Here is a 17,166-nt window from a genome sequence, read left to right as displayed (position 1 = left end):
CAGCCGTACCCCAACCAAGGGCGGCATGACCACGCTCATTTCATGGCCTACTGTCAGGTGATAACCATCTTAGCACAAACATAACCCGCATGATCATCGGCCCTTGGCCGATCAGATGGAGCCTGCCTGAAAAGCGAGCCGTCCTGAAAAAAGGGTGGGGCAGGAGAAGAAGGGGGAGTTGAGGCTGGCTGGAAATGCTTGCTCAAGTCCCTCGCCTAGCCCCGGCCAGCCGATCCGCCAGGTGGCCTGTCCGAAGATGGTTGTAGCGGGCGAGCATCTGCAGGCTCTTGTGCCCGGTGATGGCGCGGATTTCCATCACATCCAGGTCCGTGTTTTCGAACAGGCGGCTTGTGGCCTCGTGGCGAAGGTCATGGAAGCGCAGGTCCTCGATGCCCGCCTTTTTGATGGCGCGGCGAAAGAGCTTGGTGACGGTGTCGGGGTGCATGTCGAAGACCGGGCCGTGGATGTTCCTTGGCAGTCCGGCGATGATCTCGATGGCGGCGGGGGAGAGCGGTACGGTCCGGGGTTCCCCGTTTTTTGTCCTGGGCAGGTAGATGGATTTGCGTTGCAGGCTGACGTCTTCCCACTGGATGCTGGCGATCTCCCCGCGTCGCATGGCCGTCTCCAGAGCGAGGAGGATGAGGGGGCGCAATTCGGAGACGCTTGCCTCAATGAGTTTTTCCTCCTCGTCCCACATGAGTCGGCGTGTCCGGCTTTTCCCCTGCTTGGGCTTGTTGATCCGCTTGGTGGGGTTGCGCAGCGACTCCATGCCCCAGTCTCGGCGGCAGACCTCGAAAATTCTGGAGAGCAGGTTGACCTCGTGCAGGACGGTCTGCGGGGAGCAGCCTCTTTGTTCCCTGATGCGGACATGCGAGGCAATATCCTTGCCCTGGATGGACGAGAGCATGCGTTTTGCCAGGGGGCGCTTCTTGAGTGCGTTGATGCGGCTGATGACTTTGCGGGGCTGGGCGTATTTTGGTGCGTATTCGGCGACGAACCGGTCCATCGCTTCTTCCAGGGAGGTCTGCTCCGCCTCCTTGCGCGAAAGGAAGACGCTCCTGTCCATTTCGTTTTCGACTTCGCGTGCCCACGCCTCGGCGTCGAGCTTGGTCGTGAACGTCTTGACTTGGGTCGGGTAGCCCTTGCGTCTGATGCGGGCTTGCCAGTGCCCTTGGCCCCGCTGGTTGTAGGTCGCCATTTTGTCTTCCTCCCTTATATGCAGTGGAGCAGAATTGGAGCAAAATGGCAAATTGGCGGAGGGCAAGAAAAAATGGCCCCAGTAATATACTGGAACCATTTGATTTTTTGGCGCGCCAGCCAGGATTCGAACCCGGGGCCGTCGGCTTAGAAGGCCGTTTAGGGGGAGGCGCAGAAAAGAGCAATTATCCCCAGATTTCAGATAGTAAGGCTTCTTTTCAGGGGGGCGTCCTGCCCCCGGTTTTACGCGTAAATCACGCGGTTCACTTATCCATCTACTTATCCACGGCGGCCCCCGCCAGGGCCCGTGGTTGCTTCTCTTCATACGCCTTTGCCCACGTCGCGTCCACGCGTTCACCGCGCGGGGACAACCTCGGCCGGGCGCGCTCCCCCCTTCCCCCCCGTATCAGGAGGCAGGCCAGATGGTCCTATAGGCAGCCTCGCATCGCCTCATGCCCGCGGGTCCTTCCCGGGCACCGGCATGTACGGGTGCGCGACCTCTCACGTTTTTCGCATGGGCCCTGGAAAAAATCGCGCGGAAAAATGGAAAATTCCCAAGCGCTGCACCTGTTTGATGCATGTGATTCGGCAATCGTGTTACTGGTCGGAGGTGCCGCATGAGCCTGGAATTCGAGACCGGCTCGGGGCCCCAGGCACCGGCTGGCGAGGGCGACGAGCAGCGCGGCACGGTCACCGATCTGGAGGAGATGCGCCGCAAGGTCCGCGCTCGTCGCGAAGAGGAGGAACGCCGCACCGGAGGCGAACAGGCCGAAGGGGAAGCGGGGAAGATCAGCTCCGACTTCGTGATGCAGTGCGTGCGCGCCGAGGACCTGGGCCTGGGCATGCTCTACGCCGAGATCCACCGCGGCCGATTCGTGTTCGTGAAGCAGACCCAGGAGTGGCTGCAGTGGGGCGGACATCACTGGCGCCTCGACGGGCTGGACGTTCCCCAGGCCGAGACCGAGGCCGTGGTCGACGTCCTGCTGGAGGAGCACACCCGTCTGGGCCTGGCCGCCACCCAGGCCATGCAGGCCGGGAACAAGGACCTGGCCAAGTACAACGCCTCGCAGCAGGCTCTGCTCATGGACCGGGTCAAACGGCTGCGCAAGAAAGGCGGGCCCGAGGCCTGCCTGCAGTTCGCGCATACCAACCGGGCGCCCCTGGCCATCACCGGCGACGAGCTGGACACCCAGGAGTGGCTGCTGGGCTGCGCCAACGGAGTATTGGACCTTCGCTCTGGACGGTTCCGGGGGGGGAGGCCGGGGGATTACATCCTCAAGGCCTCGCCCGCCGAGTGGCAGGGCATCGACGCCCCGGCTCCGCGCTGGGAGCGGTTCCTTCTGGAGATCATGTCCGGGGATGAGGAGATGGTCGGCTACCTGGGGCGGGTCTTCGGCGCGGCCATGCGCGGCGGCAACAAGGAGCACGTGCTCCCGGTGCTGCACGGCAAGGGACGCAACGGCAAGACGCTGCTGGTGGACACTGTCTCCGAGGTGCTCGGGCCCCTGGCCGGGCCCATCCCGGCCGAGATGCTCCTGGACCAGAACAGCGTGCGCAACGCCGACGCGCCGTCGCCGTCCATCATGGCCCTGCGCGGCCTTCGCGCGGCCTTCGCATCGGAGACCGACGAGGGCCGCAAGTTCAGCGCGGCTCGCTGCAAGTGGCTGTCGGGCGGAGACAAGCTCACCGGCCGCTGGCCCAACGACAAGCGGCCCATCACGTTCTCTCCCACGCACATCCTGTTCCTGCTGACCAACCACAAGCCCCACGCCCCGGCGGACGACTTCGCCTTCTGGGAGCGCATGCATTTGATCCCCTTCGAGCGATCCTTCGTAAACCGCGAGCCCAGGGATGCGAGCGAGATGCGACGCGACAACACCCTGGGCCAGGCCCTCAAGGAGGAGGCCCCGGGCATCCTGGCCTGGCTGGTGTGCGGCTGCCTGGAGTGGCAGCGACAGGGGCTGAACCCGCCCGCCAAGGTGCTCTCGGCCACGGAGGACTACCGCCGCGACGAGGACCTGCTGGCCATGTTCATAGACGACTGCTGCGAGGTCGTGCCCGCGAACATGAACGATCCGTCCACGCGCACCAACGCCACGGAGCTCTACGACGCCTTCGTGCGCTGGTTCGCGCGCAACATCAGCCGGAAGAAGCAGTTCCCGCAGCGCAAGTTCGGGGCCCTGGCCCAGAAGAAGTTCGAGAAGGCCAAGGTGGGCGGGAAGAACTGGTACTACGGCGTGCTCCTCAACGACGACGTCCGGGAGGAGACGGGCGGCGAGCGGTTCTTCTAGGACCCTGGAGCGAGTCCAGGACCACGGACGGCGTCATGGTCCTGCATGAAAAGCCTGCAACGACGGGCGGATATGGTTGCGCCAGGAGCATAGGACGAAGCATGGGGAAAGTCGCCATTAAGGCATTTTTGCGACATCGGACCGTTTTTCAACTTCTATCATCCTTTCATCCTACTGGAATGAAGAAAGATAAAGAAAATAAGATGTTGAAGGCAGGACATAGGGCAGGACAAAGCCAGGAGCAGGGCAGGACCATGGGCGAATGCCGCCTTTTCCCTCTGGCCGGAGGGGGGAGGCGCGCATGAACGTCCTGGAACTGTTGCAGGCGGACGGCATCAAGCCCCGCAAGGCCTCGGGGGCCAAGGGCGGGGAATATCACAGCCCGTGCCCGGGCTGCGGCGGCACGGACCGCTTCCACTGCTGGCCCGCGCAGAACGGCGGGGAGGGGAGCTGGTGGTGCCGGGGCTGCGGCTCCGGTGGCGACGCCATCCAGTACCTGATGGATTTCCGGAACATGGATTTCCGCGCCGCGGCCGCGTTCGTGGGGCGCAAGCTTGATCCGCGGGGGCCTCGTCCGCTTCTGCCGCCCCGGCGTCGGGACGTTTCCCCGGAGTGGACGCCCGAGCCCGCGCGCGAGCCCTCCGAGCGCTGGCGCGCCAGGGCGGGCGAGCTGGTGGCCGAGGCCCACGCCGCGCTCCTGCACACGCCCGCGCAGCTCGAGTACCTGGCCGGGCGCGGCCTGCCCCTGGAGGCCGTGCAGCGCTACCGCCTGGGCTGGCTGCCCGGAGACCTGTACCGCGACCGCGGCGCCTGGGGCCTGCCGCGCGAATTGAACCCCGACACGGGCAAACAGCGCAAGCTGTGGATTCCGGCGGGGCTGGTGATCCCGGTGTTCCGCCGGGGCACGCTGCACCGCGTGCGCGTGCGCCGCTCGGAGCCGGGGCCTTTCGGCCCGAGGAAATACTGCTGGGTTCCGGGCAGCGGGAGCGGTCCCCTGGTCCTGAATCCGGACGCCCGCGCCTTCGTGGTGGTGGAGGCGGAGCTGGACGCCATGCTCTGCGATTTCTCCACGGGTCCGGATGTGGGCGCCCTGGGCCTGGGGACCATCTCGGCCAAGCCCGACGCCTGGGCCCACGGGCTGCTGCAGGGGGCGTTGGGGATTCTCAACGCCCTGGATTGCGACGCCGTCTCCGGCGGCGAAGGCAAAGCCCAGGAGCGGGCCCTGCGCCAACAGCGCAAGGTGCGCGACTGGTGGCAGGCGACCTACGACCACGCCGAACGCTGGCCCGTGCCCGCGGCCAAGGACCCGGGCGAGGCCTTCGCGGCCGGGGTGGACATCGAGGCCTGGATCAAGGCCGGGTTGCCCCCGGTGATGCTTGTGCCCCCGGCGCGGCCATGCCTGGTTCCGGAGCCCGAACCCACCGTCCCTGCGCCTGCGACCAGGCAGGCACCGGCCGGGCCGCCCGCCAATCTGCGGGCCCTGGAGCGCCTGCTGCGCGAGACGGGCATCCGGCTGACCTTCCAGGGGCCGCGCCCCTTCGACATCCCTGAGGCCGTCCGGGGCCACGCGGGCGTCCTGGCCCGACTCAAGGAACTTTGCTTCCGGGACGACGCTCTGGGCGCGTACCTGGACCGGCATCCCGCCGTGGTCATCACGGCGGAGAACCTGATCGTGAGGTGAACATGATGGACGAGGGATTGATGCGCGCGCCGCCCGGGCGCGGGCAAGAAGGCAAGAGAGAGGGCTGCCATGCACAGCGGCAACTGGGCATGGCGACCGGATAAATGGGTATCCGATCAAGGCGAACCTCAGCCCTCCTTCCGGTTCGCGGTGCGAAGCGGTGGGGGCGGTGTATCAGGAAACGATCGGATGGAAAAGCTCAAGCTCGAAACGTGGCCCGTTGCGCGGCTGCGTCCGTATGAAAGGCGACTGAGAAGGAACGAGAAGAACGTGGAACGCATGGTCCGTTGCATCGAGGAATACGGCTTCCGGATCCCCATCCTGGCCCTGGCCGACGGCGAGGTCGTGGACGGCGATCTGCGTCTCAGGGCCGCGCTGGCCATAGGGCTGGAAGCCGTGCCCGTGCTGCTGGCCGAGGGCATGAGCGCGGAGCAGGTCCGGGCCTTCCGGATTCTGGCCAACAGTTCCGTGGCCTGGTCCAAATGGGACGACGCGGAGCTGGCCCTGGAGCTGCGGGACCTCTGGCGGGCGGACTTCGACCTGGAGTTGACCGGGCTGCCCCTGGCGGACATCGAGGACCTCCTCGCGAGCCTGGACCTGGAGGAGGGCGGCGCGGATCCCGATGCCCTGCCCGAACCGGGCCCGTGCGTGACCCTCCCCGGGGACCTCTGGCTGCTGGGGCCGCATCGGCTGCTCTGCGGCGATGCCACCAGCGGGGCGGACATGGCCCGGCTCATGGATGGCGAGGAGGCGGACCTGGTCTGGACGGACCCGCCCTACAACGTGGACTACCACGGCAAGGCCGGGAGCATCCGCAACGACCATATGAAGGATTCCGAGTTCCGGGCCTTCCTGCTGGGCGCGTTCGCGGCCATGTTCGCGGTTCTGCGCAAGGGCGGGGCGGCCTATGTGGCCCATGCGGACACCGAAGGCCTGAACTTTCGGGGCGCGTTCGTGGAGGCCGGGTTCAAGCTGGCGTCGTGCCTGGTCTGGCGCAAGGACCACTTCGTCCTGGGACGGGCGGACTACCAGTGCCAGCACGAACCCATCCTCTACGGCTGGAAGCCCGGCGCCGCACACCGCTGGTTCGGCGGCCGCAAGCGCCGGACCCTGCAGGACCTGGGCGGCCTGGGCCGGGTGGACGTGCTTCAGGACGGGACCGTGTCCCTGTTCCTGGAGGACCGCGCCCTGCGCGTCACGGGCCGGGACCTAGCCGTGGAGGACCTGGAGACCTCCCTTGTCTTCGAGGCCAAGCCCCGCAGCTCGGAACTGCATCCCACCATGAAGCCCGTGTCCCTGGTGGAGCGTCTTCTCGCCAACAGCAGCCTCAAGGGCGACGGCGTGCTGGATCCCTTCGGCGGATCCGGAACCACGCTCATCGCCTGCGAACGCACCCGGCGCCGATGCCGGACCATGGAGCTGGACCCCAAATACGCGGACGTCATCGTCAGGCGGTGGCAGGACTACACGGGGCTCGCGGCGAAGCACGCCGACAGCGGCGATACCTTCGCCCGGCGGGAGGATGCGGCCAATGGATAGGCGCACCCTGGAGGAGCTGCTGGAGCGCAGCGCCGAGACCGACCTGCCGACCCTGCTGCGGGCCAAGGAGGAGGCCAAGCGCCGCATGCGCGACGACCCCTCCCCGCAGAACGTCTCTGTCTTCGAGAAGGCGTCGCGCATGATGGAGGCTCGGATGGCCAATGTGGATCAGACCGCGCCGGAGGTGCTGACCTCCGTCGCGGCCGTGCTCGACCGCCTTCAGGCGGGCGGACGCAAGGTGAGAAAGTCGAAGCTGTATCAGGATGTGAAGGCCGGGCTGCTGGCGCGGCAGGCGGACGGCGGGTTCCCCTGCGCTGCGGTGGACGCCTATGCCGAGACCCTGCCCCTCGCGGCCCTGCCCAAGGACGACGCGGACCGGAACAAGGACCTGGCCCGACGCAGGCAGGAGGCCACCATCCGCAAGATCGAGGAGGAGACGGCGCGCATCCGTTTCCGTGGCGAGGTGGAGCGCGGGCGCTACATCCCCCGCGAGGACGTGGAGCTGGAGCTGGCCGGGCGGGCCGTGGTCCTGGAGTCCGGCATCCGCCAGGCCGTGGAGATGCACGTGCTGGACCTGATCCATCTGGCGGGCGGGGACCCGCGCAAGTCCCAGGAGTTTCTGGAGCGCTTTGAGACCATGCTCGACGGCGCTCTCAACGAATACGCCGCCCCGGCGGAGTTCGAGGTGACGTTCAGCGAGGAGGCGCAGGATGCGGACGACGGCGGGGCGGAGTAGGGAGCTGGCCGTGGCGAGCCTGCCGCACTGGTTGCCCGAGGCCGTGCGCGGGGCCCTGGCCCGGCGCATGCGCGAGGGGGGCGGCGTGCTGGCGCATCGCTTCCGGTTCTCCCCGGGCGAGCGCAAGGTGCTGCGCAGGCGCAGGCCCATGCCCGTCAGCCTGTGGGCGGAGCGGCACCGCATCGTGCACCAGTCGTCCATCCCCGGGCGCTGGCACAACGAGGTCACGCCCTACATGGCCGGGGTCATGGACGCTTCGTTCTTCCCCTCCGTGGAGACGGTGATCATCTGCAAGACGCCGCAGACGGGCGGGTCCGAGGCCATCCACAATTGCGTGGCCTACGCCGTGGACCGCGCGCCCGGCCCGGCCATGTACGTGTTCCCGGACCGCATCACGGCCAAGGAGAACGCCCAAGATCGCATCGCGCCCATGCTGGAGGCTAGCCCGCGTCTGCGCACCTATCTCACCGGGCAGGCGGACGACACCAGCAGCCTGCGCATCAACCTGGCGCACATGACCATCTACCTCGGCTGGTCGGGCTCCGTGTCCCGCCTGGGCAACAAGCCCATCCGCTACCTCGTGCTGGACGAGCTGGACAAGTACCAGAACCCCAAGAACGAGGCTTCCAGCGAATCCCTCGCCGAAAAGCGCACCACCACCTGGCGGCGCAAGCGCAAAATCTGGAAGATATCCACGCCCACGGTGGAGGGCGGGCCTATCTGGCGCGCGTTGACCGAAGAGGCGCAGGTCGTCTTCGACTACTGGGTCCGCTGTCCGCACTGCGGCGTGTGGCAGCTCATGGAGTTTGACCGCATCAAGTGGCCGCAGGACGAGGCCCTGAAGCGCGATCCCGAGGCCGTGCAAGCCCGTCGGCTGGCCTGGTACGAGTGCGAAACCTGCGGCTCCTGCTGGGACGACAACGACCGCGACAAGGCCGTGCGCCTGGGACAGTGGCGGGCGCGGGGCACGGGCCTGGAGCTCATGGCGCATCTGCGCGCTCACCGCCCGGCCAAGGTCGGTTTTCACATCCCGGCCTGGCTCTCCTACTTCGTGTCCCTGTCCGAGGTCGCGGCGGCCTTCCTGCGCTGGAAGAAGACCGGCAACCGCGACGACCTGAAGAACTTCATGAACCAGTACAAGGCCGAGCCCTGGCGCGCCTACGAGGTGCAGCGCACCGAGGACGCCATCAAGGTCCTGGCCGACGATCGGCCCCGCGGCGTGGTGCCGGGCCCGGACGCCGACGGGCGGCCCCGCGTGGCCGCGCTGGTGGCGGGCGTGGACTCCCAGAAGCGCTATTTCCGGTACGTGATCCGCGCCCTTGGCTGGGGCGCGGATGAGGAGAGCTGGCTTGTGCAGGCTGGCAGCGTGCCGACCTTCGCGGCCCTGGAGCGGGTCCTGTTCGGCAACGCCTACCGCGACCGGGACGGCAACGAGCACCGCGTGCGCCTGGCCGTGCAGGACGCCATGGGCACGCGCACCAAGGAGGTCTACGCCTTCTGCGCCCGGCACCGTGGGCGGCTGTTCCCGTATCAGGGCAAGCGGACCCAGGCCACGCCCGTGCGCTACGCGCCGCAGGAGTTCTATCCGGGCACCAAGAACAGGATCCCCGGCGGCCTGGTGCTCTGGAAGGTGGACACGACCTTCTTCAAGAACGACCTGGCCGCCAAGCTCCAGATCGCTACCGACGATCCGGGGGCTTTCCACCTGCATGCGGGTGTCACGGACGAATACGCCCGGGAGATGACGGTGGAGTATTTCGACGACAAGAAGCTGTGCTGGCTCTGCCCCGAGGGCCGGGACAACCACTTCTGGGATTGCGAGGTCATGGCCCTGGTGGCGGCCTACGAGCTGGACGTGCGCAACTGGAAACGCCCGACCCCAAGGCCCCAGCTGGCCACTGCCGCCCCGCGCGGCATCGCCCCCGTTTCGCAACCTCTGCCCGGTTCCGGAGCCCGTCCGGACTGGTTCAATCAAAGGAGATGACCATGGACACGAACAAGGGACGCAAACTGAACTGGAAGCAGGCCTGCGAGATCCTGAACTGCTCCAAGAGCCACTTTTACAACCTGATCAACGAAGGCAAGATCCCGGCGTTTCGATGCGGGAAGGTTCGGGGGGTGTGGGTTATGAAAGAAGAAGTTGATAAATATTTATTCAAAATAGCAATGTGAGTAATATGGTCAATGCAAGAGGCGATCAATCATGCATCTCCTCTTGCATTGTTTGGCATTTTTGAATTATAAACTAAGGCAGTACGCTCGCTCTAATTAGTGCCATTGCAAAAGTAAAAGCATTAAGCGCAGCCATTGGTTGCTTATCGCTGGTTTTATTCTCTCCCCAATCGGTGATTGATTTTATAACAATCCATGGAATGTTTCTTCTGGAACAAGCATCTAGGATGCCTGCGCCTTCCATGTCGCCGCCAATCGCTTCTGGTTCAATTTCAAAAATTTTACGTTTGAAATTGGGGTCGTCAACTAACTTGTCTCCAGAAAGAAAGCCACCTGTGAAAATGGAATTTGATCCTTTGTGGTCAATCCTCAAAGAACGTGAAGCTTGAAGAAGCGCAGATGACGCGTCTGCCCTTTGTCCTCGGGGTGTAAATGCCTGTTCACCCTGTCGTCCTTTTTCGTAGCATCGTATCCACTCCGATACTAAAACATCGCCAATCTTTTGCTTTTCTTCGTCGGCTCCAAAGGCTAATCCGCAAGAAATTATATATGTAGGCGATAAGTCGTCTATTGCGTCCATAGTTGTCGCAAATGATCCAGATGGGCCACTGCTTCCCATTCCACTCCTGACCCATACTACTTCAAAATCACCAATAATTCCGAAAGATCTGTATGTGCCATGACTTTTTTTGATGATATTTGTGTGTAATCTATTTTCATTAGAGTATTTTTTTAAGGCGTCATCCTCTTTGTCTGTTGCGGTGCATATAAGTATAGTCTTTTGAGATTGTTTTTTTGCTGCTGATTGCTTCCTGTTTGTTTTTCCTATGGCAATTGTAAATTGTTTCTCAGGAAGAGATAAATTATCGCTGTCATCATTTGAAAGACGATAATTTTTTTCATTGACAACAATATGGTCAGTGAGACTCAGGAGTTTCTTGCTTTCAGAGTCGCTCTTGTCGCTTTGCTCATTTGCGAAAATGTATGTGCCAAATGGTTCATTAGCGATGTTGTATATTCTAGATATCTGCGACAATCTATAGAAAAAAAAGTTTTTAGCAATCTCTGTCGATTTTGAAAATCTTGTTATGGATTCATTTTTAGACAGCTGCCCAATTAATAGTATTTTGATTCTATATCCATTTTTGATGGAGTCGTCGATTGCAATTTTTGCCAATTTTGCGGGATCAAGAGAATTCCTTGATCCTGGCAATAAAATCCAAAACCCAGTTTGAAAAGGATTGTAATTATCAGGTAAGTAGTAAGGATCTTCTATTTTGAGTATGCTGATGCCGTTGCATATGGCTGTGTATAGTTGATGTGCGCTTTCTTCTGAATCAAAATATATCGCATGGGGGAGTGTCTGTTCTCCGTTTACATCTCCATATGCGTTGCATATTGCTGTTAACTGATCTAAAAGAGGCTTTGCTTCTTGTACGGCAAATATTGTTGCAAATTGACCTCCAAGCTTGCTGATTTTCCATGCTTCTCGTTCTTTATTTGTAAAATTATCTATGCTTTGTTTGCAATCATTTAAAAAAAATGGTTGTTTTGAGGGCTCAAATGCATGTTCTGCTTTGTCAATCCATTCTTTAACGTCTTTTACAGCAGATGTGAGAGATTTCTTTCTTAACTCGTTGTTTTTAACAGCCATGAAAACAATCCAAAGATCAATTAATCTCAGCGCTATATTTAAAAGAATAAGCTTTTGTCCGCATTCTGTTATATACTTCCATACATATGATCCCGAAAAATTATTAATTGGATATGCTGTAGGCCATAACTGGACCCACTCGTCGGCCATGGCTGTGTTTCCTGACTCGATCAAGTTTGTTTCAACTTGCCTTATGAGGCGTTCGACATTTGTAGCATGGGTCGAGTGACTAGTGTACCATTTGTGTTTCATCGCACCGCTATTGAGAGCAGTGAAAACATTATATTTATTTCTAAGCGTATTATGGGCTTCTTTAAATTTATTTTCTTTTGCAAGGATGCTTAGGTCTTTCCTAAGTGTCGTCCAATAAAATTGAAAAATTGCAATTTCACCACTCAGGGAGCGAAGCATGTGATCGGATTCAGTGCATGTGCCCAGCATGACAAGATCGTAATTATTGTCAAGGCCGCCTTCTGCAATTGCAGTTCCGATGCATCTTCCTATTTGTCTAGCTTTTGCATCTGATTTATTCCCAAGGGTAAGTTTAGGAGACTTAATAAGGCTGTAGAGTCTACCATTGCCAGTGTCTTGTTTAGATATGTAGCCTTTTTTTACCCAATAGCTGAGTAGCCATTGTTTGCGTCCGATATTACCTGCAATAAAAGGAGCCCCCATATTGCCTGAAGGATCGGTTGGGTAGCGCACAATGGGCACTGGCCCATGGAGATGTCCCATGATGCTTACGATACGAGTAGATTCCGGTACTGGCGTACTGAGCTTGATGCTTGTAAATAGGTTTGTTCTGATTCCTATCTGAATTACAAGTACTATAAGCTTGCTCAGCACTAGGCCCCACGTTGATTCGAATCCTGTTGCTTCGCTAAATGCCTTGAATGCTTCTATGAGGATTTTTTCCTCTGCTTCTCCAAGTATTGCGTCCTCTCCGTGCCTAAATGCTCTATAGCATTGACATTTTTTTTCAACTATGATTGGGACTGCAACTCCACTATCTATGAGTCTGTCTAGTGTGATGGAAGTGATGAGTTTTGGCTCAATCGAACCGTTTCCTGGTATACCTGAAAGTTCTAAAAAAGTGATGCCTTCTAGAAGTCTATTGGCGTGTGGACAACATTTGCCATCTTTTTCTTTTAAACCATTTTCTTTAATAAAATCGCGAGTTGGTAATTCTTTTTCTTTGTACATAATTTTAAATGGTTCTATTAAATTGGACACAATGGCATTTTCATCATCATTATAAAATTCTTTCTTGTAGGCTTCTTTAATTGTTCCTTTTCTGGTCTCTGCTACTTTATTAGGTGTTCTTGTGATGTATATTTTATTGTTGAGGTTTGCTGCGTTTTTGTATTCATTAAAAAAATTTTTCCCAAAAGACATTTCCATTAGGTCCTGTCTTATGCTAAGCGAAAATGTTTTGTTTACTGTGATTAAATGAGAAAAGTAGAAGTTAAGAAATCTATGAGCTATTATATAGTGCAAAAAACGATACTTTGATTTTGGTGACGTAAACTTAGTAAAGATTTTATTTTTATCCCAAATGTTTATAGCATTTAAAGCGTTTTCTATGTCATCGTTGCTTAAAGATGGAAGAATGACAATCGGCACAATTCGAATAGTATAAGAGCCTGTCTTATTATTTTTTTTGGCGTAGAGCCTGATTTTTGCGTGGTATGAGTGGTGGTCGTGAACATCGTGCAGATTCCAAAAATATTCTGCCGTATGCTTATTTGGTATTATGGTGAATATACATACATCGTTAGCTTTTTGATATTGCGATGAGCATTCGACGGCTGACCAGCCTAATAAGCTGATTGTATTGGAAAAGGCGTTTTCTTTGAGTTTAAATTTTTCGGTGTGTGGGAAATCTACGTCGTATGGCCGAGGGAGTATGGATATTGCTCTTACAATGTCATGACATTGACGCACGCAATCTGAGTCGCTCATTTTGAATACAGGTTCAATGATTCTTAAATCTTCCCACTCGTCTCCACCTGGAAGTAAATTTTGTCGTATTGCATCCACGTTGATCGCAAGAGAAAACGTATTGAAAGATTCACATCTTGCCTTTTTAATAATTTCTGTTGCTTTAAATAATGTTGTCCCTGTGAATATGCAATCATCTACTAATAAGATTTTTTTGTTCTCAATAAATTCAAGATCAGTATCTAATATTCTATCTGTTAAGGCTTCTCCTCGAACATTCCCGATTCCTAACTCTTGCAAGCAGTCAAAAAAACATGCTGCTTTGCGCGCCATAAAAATATAATAATCATATTCGGAATCCCATAATAATCTACAGAATGTAGAAATATTGTTCCGTGTATCTCCTTGGAAAGAGCTAAGGAACCTGTTAACCTCTGATTTGTCTTTCATATCATTGCTCATGAGTTGTTTGTGTGTAATATTTGTCACCCTATATGGCTTCGATTTGTGAACAAGTCAACCTAGTCTTCGAGAACTGAGGATATTAATTTAATTTTTTCGATCTGATTTGTTAACTCTTGCTATTGATTAAAGGTTTTGTTCGCTACCTCCACCACGTCCACGACATGATGCCCGACAGGTCCTATCCTGCCGGGCATGTCTGTTTGGACTTCCGAAGAACTCACCGCGCAGCTAACTGCCTGGAAGCAGGCGCTGCTCGCCGTATCCGGCGGCAAGGGCTACACCGTTGCTGGGCGGACGCTGACCCTCCAGGACGCGGCGGAGATCCGCGCGACCATCCAGTGGCTGGAGGCTGAGCTCCGTAAGCTGGACGGCACGCACGGTCCCGTGTTCGTGTCTGGGAGGGTGGCGCGGTGAGGTCTCTTGCCCGCGCAACCCGCGTCCGGCGTCTGGCCCTGGCCGCGCGCTCGGCCGGGGCCCCTCGCGTGTCCACCGTTTCGCGCGACGCAGGGGCGCACCGCGGCACACTCGTCAACTACCGCCCCCGGCGCATAACCCAATCCATGGAGCCCTACGAGCGGGCCACGGCCCAGACCCGGTCCGAGGATCTGGTGGCCAACGACTGGGCCGCCGCCTCGGTCGTGGACTCCATGACCGTGAACACCGTCGGCTCGGGGCTCAAGCCCCAGGCCCGCGTCAATGCCAAGCGCCTGGGCATCGCGCCCGAGGTCGCGCGCGAGCTGGGCGAGCAGATGGAATGGGTCTGGCGCGAGTGGAGCGCGGAGGCCCACGTCTCGGGCAAGCTGCATTTCGACGATCTCGTGTTCCTGGGCATGCGCTCCCTGCTTCGTTGTGGCGAGCTGCTCCATTTGCCGCTCATGCATGATGAGCCCGGGCGGCGTTTCTCACTCTGCCTGCAGGACGTGCATCCCGCGCGCCTCTGCACCCCGGTGGACCGCAGGCTCGACCCGCTCCTGCGCGACGGCGTGGAGCTTTCGCCCGTGGGGCGGCCCGTGGCCTACTGGATCGCCAGCCCGGCGCCATTGCCCGGCGCGGTGAACCTCGCCTATTCGCAGCTTGGCTCGGACAGCTTCGTGCGCGAGCCCGCGCGCGTGGGGCACCGCCCCGGCGTGTTCCACTGCTTCCGCGCCGAGGAGGACGAGCAGGTGCGCGGCGTGCCCAAGATCGCGCCGGGCATGAAGCTCTTCCGGCATCTGAACGACTCCCTGGACTACGAGCTCATGGCCCAGATCGTGGCCGCGAGCTTCCCGGTCTTCATCGGCGTGAACGACCCCCAGGCCGCCATGCGCGCTTTCCCCTTGGACGGGGAGGGCGAGGACGGCGAGCCCCAGCGCCGCTACCAGACCTTCGCCCCCGGCCAGGTCATGTACGGCAACCCAGGCGAGGAGCCAACGGTGCTGCAGAGCAACCGGCCGGGCGGCAACTTCATGCCCTTCGCCGAGCTGATCATGCGCGCCATGTCCGCCAGCGTGGGCATGCCCTACGAGGTCCTGGCCAAGGACTTCTCCAAGACCAACTATTCGTCCGCCCGCGCCGCGCTGCTGGAGGCTTGGCGCATCTTCCTGCTCTACCGCTCGTGGATCGTGCGCCACTACTGCCAGCCCATCTGGAACATGGTCCAGGAGGAGGCCTGGCTGCGCGGCATAGTCACGCTGCCCAAGGGCGCGCCGGATTTCTACGACGCGCTCCCCGCATACACCGCCGCCACCTGGATCGGCCCGGCCCGCGGCTACGTGGACCCGGTCAAGGAGATCACCTCCACGACCCAGGCCCTGGAGGCGCGCCTGACCACCTACGCCGACGTCATCGCCGAACGCGGCGGGGACGTGGAGGAGGTCTGGGAGCGGCGCGCGGCCGAGGAGGCCCGCCTGCGCGAGCTGGACGGCAACGGCAACACCCCGGAGGCCGCCGATGCATGAACTCATGGGCCAGCGCGTGTGGGCGCTGGCGCCCTCGGCAATCGAACAGGTCTGCGCCCTGGTCCGCCAGTCCCTGGCCGGGGCAGTTCCCTTTCCCCGGCGCGAGGCCGAATCCCGGCCGCAGTACGCCCTGAGCAGGGGCGTGGCCGTCATCGACGTGCGCGGGACCCTGTCCAAGCGCGGCGGCTGGTGGACCACCGGCTACGAGCAGATCCGCACGGCCATGGAGGCCGCCCTGGCGGACCCCGCGGCGCGCTCCATCCTGCTCAACGTGGACAGCCCCGGCGGCGCGGCCGACGGCGTGAAGGTCCTGGCGGACTGGATCGCGTCCGTGCGCGGGGTCAAGCCTCTGTGCGCCTATGCCGACGGCACGGCGCTGTCCGCCGCATACTGGCTGGCTGCGGCGACGGGCCGCGTGGTGGCGCCGCGTACGGCGGAGGTCGGCTCCGTGGGCGTGGTCATGCAGCACCTGGATTGGTCCCGGGCCAACGAACGCTCCGGCGTGGCCGTGACCTACGTGCATTCCGGCAGGTGGAAGGTCGCGGGCAACCCGGACTCGCCCCTCTCGGACGAGGACCAGGCCTACCTGCAGGAGCAGTGCGACACCCTCTACGCCCTTTTCACCGAGGACGTGTCCCGGCACATGGGGCTCGACCCGGCCGCCGCCGCGCAGTGGGCGGACGGGCAGGTCTTCTTCGCGGACAGGGCCCTGGAGTTGGGCCTCGTGAGCGCCGTCACCCCCGGGCGCGAGGAACTCATCGAACAATTATCCAAGGAGGCATCCCCCATGAACAGACAGGAATTGGAAGACCGGCATCCGGAGATCCTCACCGAAGTGCAGGCCGAGGCCCGGACGTCCGGCGAGGCCGAAGGGCGCAAGGCCGCCCTTGCCGAGGCCGGGGCCATCGTCCGGGCCGTGGCTGGCGACGAGACGGCGGAGCGGTTCCAGGCCCTGGCCGGGGCCGGAGTCACCGCCGCGCAGCTGGAGGCCCTGGCCCCGCTGCTGGCCGCCCAGGGCCCCGAAGCACCGGCCGGGGACGCGGACGCGGCCTCGCGCGAGCGGATCCTTTCGGCCCTGCAGGCCGGTTCCCCCGCGCCAGTGCACCACGCCGGGCAGCCCCGGCCCGAGACCCCGGAAACCAAGCGCGCCGCCAGCGCGCAGCGCATGAAGGACATCCCCAGGAGGTAGGTCATGCAGGTGAAGAGCTATCAGGCCCCCAATTTCGTGGGCGGCCATCCCCCGGTCATGCGCCGCCAAGTGCTCGCGTCCACGGGCGCGGAGCTTGAGCTGGCGGCGGGCGTCGTGCTCGGCGTCGTGTCGGCGACGGACAAGGCCGTCGTCCTGGCCCCCGCGGCCGAGGACGGAAGCCAGCAGGCCGCCGCCATCCTGGTGGAGGACGTCACCGTGCCCGCCGCGGGCGACGCGGTGGCCAACGTCTACGTGCATGGTGAGTTCCGCCGTGCGGGCCTCGGGTGGCCCGCTGGCGCGACCACGGAGCAGGTGGACGCCGCAGTGAAGGAACTGGCCGCGAGCGGCCTGTACGTGAAGTAGC

The 17,166-nt window shown here is 60.5% G+C and carries 12 protein-coding genes; 10 read left to right on the top strand and 2 right to left on the bottom strand.

Annotation, left to right across the window (positions count from 1 at the left end):
- Positions 1-202: 202 nt before the first annotated feature.
- Positions 203-1,198 carry a tyrosine-type recombinase/integrase gene (locus ACYYG1_RS11285; RefSeq protein ID WP_461210412.1) on the bottom strand — a complete coding sequence of 332 codons (996 nt, stop codon included), beginning with the start codon at positions 1,196-1,198 and terminating at the stop codon, positions 203-205.
- 616 nt (positions 1,199-1,814) lie between these two features.
- Between ACYYG1_RS11285 and ACYYG1_RS11280 the strand changes: the two genes are divergently transcribed.
- The 6 genes from ACYYG1_RS11280 to ACYYG1_RS11255 all read left to right on the top strand — a co-directional run bounded on the left by ACYYG1_RS11280 (position 1,815) and on the right by ACYYG1_RS11255 (position 9,616).
- Positions 1,815-3,488, top strand: coding sequence for a DNA primase family protein (locus tag ACYYG1_RS11280; RefSeq protein WP_461210411.1), 1,674 nt, complete (start codon positions 1,815-1,817; stop codon positions 3,486-3,488).
- 301 nt (positions 3,489-3,789) lie between these two features.
- Positions 3,790-5,169 (top strand): primase-helicase zinc-binding domain-containing protein, encoded by a 1,380-nt coding sequence (locus tag ACYYG1_RS11275; RefSeq protein WP_461210410.1) that lies wholly within the window; start codon positions 3,790-3,792, stop codon positions 5,167-5,169.
- A gap of 279 nt (positions 5,170-5,448) precedes the next feature.
- Positions 5,449-6,708: a DNA modification methylase gene (locus ACYYG1_RS11270; RefSeq protein ID WP_461210414.1), complete on the top strand. Its 1,260-nt coding sequence runs from the start codon at positions 5,449-5,451 to the stop codon at positions 6,706-6,708.
- Positions 6,701-7,444, top strand: a complete 744-nt coding sequence (locus ACYYG1_RS11265; RefSeq protein WP_461210409.1) for a hypothetical protein — start codon at positions 6,701-6,703, stop codon at positions 7,442-7,444. The genes ACYYG1_RS11270 and ACYYG1_RS11265 overlap by 8 nt, the downstream gene beginning before the upstream one ends.
- Positions 7,419-9,428, top strand: coding sequence for a terminase gpA endonuclease subunit (locus tag ACYYG1_RS11260; RefSeq protein WP_461210408.1), 2,010 nt, complete (start codon positions 7,419-7,421; stop codon positions 9,426-9,428). The genes ACYYG1_RS11265 and ACYYG1_RS11260 overlap by 26 nt, the downstream gene beginning before the upstream one ends.
- A gap of 2 nt (positions 9,429-9,430) precedes the next feature.
- Complete coding sequence (locus tag ACYYG1_RS11255; RefSeq protein WP_461210407.1) at positions 9,431-9,616, top strand: excisionase family DNA-binding protein; 186 nt, start codon at positions 9,431-9,433, stop codon at positions 9,614-9,616.
- A 73-nt stretch (positions 9,617-9,689) separates the two neighbouring features.
- Here the strand turns inward: ACYYG1_RS11255 and ACYYG1_RS11250 are convergent, their stop codons facing one another.
- A complete protein-coding gene (locus ACYYG1_RS11250) occupies positions 9,690-13,661 on the bottom strand; it encodes a phosphorylase family protein (RefSeq protein WP_461210406.1) in 3,972 nt (1,323 codons plus the stop codon).
- Positions 13,662-13,868: 207 nt separating this feature from the next.
- Between ACYYG1_RS11250 and ACYYG1_RS11245 the strand changes: the two genes are divergently transcribed.
- From ACYYG1_RS11245 to ACYYG1_RS11230, 4 genes are read left to right on the top strand one after another with little or no spacing between them, the layout of a single operon-like run.
- Positions 13,869-14,090: a DUF6148 family protein gene (locus ACYYG1_RS11245; RefSeq protein ID WP_461210405.1), complete on the top strand. Its 222-nt coding sequence runs from the start codon at positions 13,869-13,871 to the stop codon at positions 14,088-14,090.
- The gene (locus ACYYG1_RS11240; protein WP_461210404.1) at positions 14,087-15,613 is read left to right on the top strand and encodes a phage portal protein; all 1,527 of its coding nucleotides are present in this window, start codon (positions 14,087-14,089) and stop codon (positions 15,611-15,613) included. The genes ACYYG1_RS11245 and ACYYG1_RS11240 overlap by 4 nt, the downstream gene beginning before the upstream one ends.
- Positions 15,606-16,802 carry a S49 family peptidase gene (locus tag ACYYG1_RS11235; RefSeq protein WP_461210403.1) on the top strand — a complete coding sequence of 399 codons (1,197 nt, stop codon included), beginning with the start codon at positions 15,606-15,608 and terminating at the stop codon, positions 16,800-16,802. Before ACYYG1_RS11240 ends, ACYYG1_RS11235 begins: the two co-directional genes overlap by 8 nt.
- A gap of 3 nt (positions 16,803-16,805) precedes the next feature.
- On the top strand, positions 16,806-17,165 hold the full coding sequence (locus tag ACYYG1_RS11230; protein ID WP_461210402.1) for a head decoration protein: 360 nt from the start codon (positions 16,806-16,808) through the stop codon (positions 17,163-17,165).
- Position 17,166: the final 1 nt, after the last annotated feature.

Source organism: Desulfocurvus sp. DL1XJH-121, assembly GCF_054819825.1.
The sequence above is the reverse complement of the archived record's forward strand: the minus strand, read 5'-3'. Positions and strand labels throughout refer to the sequence as shown.